This window comes from Zhengella mangrovi (genome assembly GCF_002727065.1).
GTDB lineage: Bacteria > Pseudomonadota > Alphaproteobacteria > Rhizobiales > Rhizobiaceae > Zhengella > Zhengella mangrovi.
Map to the genome: position 1 here is coordinate 1 of NZ_PDVP01000056.1, position 1,213 is coordinate 1,213.

The window sequence follows — 1,213 nt, forward strand, 5'->3', positions numbered from 1 at the left end:
TGTATCGACCCAGTGAAAATCTGCTCATGCTACAAAGGAGAGAGTAGCGATGAGTGTGACGATGGACGACAGCATCAAACGTTGGACTGCGAAGCGAAAAACGGCGCTCGTTGTCGAGATTATTCAGGGTAAGACAACGGTATCCGAGGCCAGTCGGGCCTATGACATCTCGCCATCCGAAATCGAGGCGTGGGTCGAGGATGGTAAGCGCGGCATGGAAAATGCGCTGCGCACCAATCCGCTTGATATTCGTGAGCAATACGAGAAACAGTTGAAGGATCTGCAGGAGGCCTATGGCGAGGCGATGCTGGAGTTGCGCGCCCGAAAAAAATACCAGGCCCTGCTGGATGCGGCGGACGACAAATGATCCAGAGCATTCAGCAGGGCCTTCTCGATGACGGTATCGCCGTGCCTGTGACGAAACTGTGCGCTTGGTTCGGGGTGCCGCGGCGGAGCGTCTATTACAAACCGACCAAGATGGCACCGAAAGTCGATCCACGGTTTTCCAAGCCGATCAAGGACTTGATCGATAAGGAGCCCTCATTCGGTTATCGCACGGTCGCGTGGCTTCTCGGCTTCAACAAGAACACGGTGCAAAGGGTCTTTCAGATCCAGGGCTGGCAGGTCCGTAAGCGCCAGATTGGCATGCGCCCTCGAATAGAGGCAGTTCCATCCGTCGCTACAGCGCCAAATGAACGCTGGTCCACTGATCTTTGCCGGGTCTGGGCCGGCCGTGACGGCTGGACAACGCTGGCGCTGGTCATTGATTGCCATACGCGCGAATTACTTGGCTGGCATTTGTCACGTTCCGGCAAGGCAACAACGGCCGCCAGTGCGCTGGAGCATGCGCTCATCAGCAGGTTCGGCACTTTGGGTCGCGTGAAGGACGAGTTCCTGCTTCGGTCTGACAATGGCCTGGTTTTTACCAGCCGCACATATACCGCTCTGGTGCGAAGCTATGGCTTGAAGCAGGAGTTCATCACGCCGCATTGCCCGCAACAGAATGGCATGGTCGAGCGCGTCATACGGACATTGAAGGAGCAATGTGTTCATCGGCAACGCTTCGACAGCATTCAGCATGCGACCCGCGCAATTGGAGACTGGATCGCGTTCTACAACAATCGGCGTCCTCATCAGGCGCTGAACATGAAAACACCCGCTCAGGCATTCGCTTTAGCGGCTTAACCTGTGCAGATTCCACTGGGTCGATACA

General features: G+C 56.1%; 2 protein-coding genes. Both read left to right on the plus strand.

What is annotated here, in order from left to right:
• Nucleotides 1-49 precede the first annotated feature (49 nt).
• Nucleotides 50-367, plus strand: a complete 318-nt coding sequence (locus CSC94_RS23940; protein ID WP_099308857.1) for a DUF1153 domain-containing protein — start codon at nt 50-52, stop codon at nt 365-367.
• Nucleotides 364-1,185: an IS3 family transposase gene (locus CSC94_RS23945; RefSeq protein ID WP_099308858.1), complete on the plus strand. Its 822-nt coding sequence runs from the start codon at nt 364-366 to the stop codon at nt 1,183-1,185. The genes CSC94_RS23940 and CSC94_RS23945 overlap by 4 nt, the downstream gene beginning before the upstream one ends.
• The last annotated feature ends 28 nt before the right edge of the window (nt 1,186-1,213 follow it).

Excerpts from the sequence above, each read along its gene's own strand:
- CSC94_RS23940 (WP_099308857.1), top strand. The coding sequence starts at position 50 with ATGAGTGTGACGATGGACGACAGCATCAAACGTTGGACTGCGAAGCGA.
- CSC94_RS23945 (WP_099308858.1), top strand. The coding sequence starts at position 364 with ATGATCCAGAGCATTCAGCAGGGCCTTCTCGATGACGGTATCGCCGTG.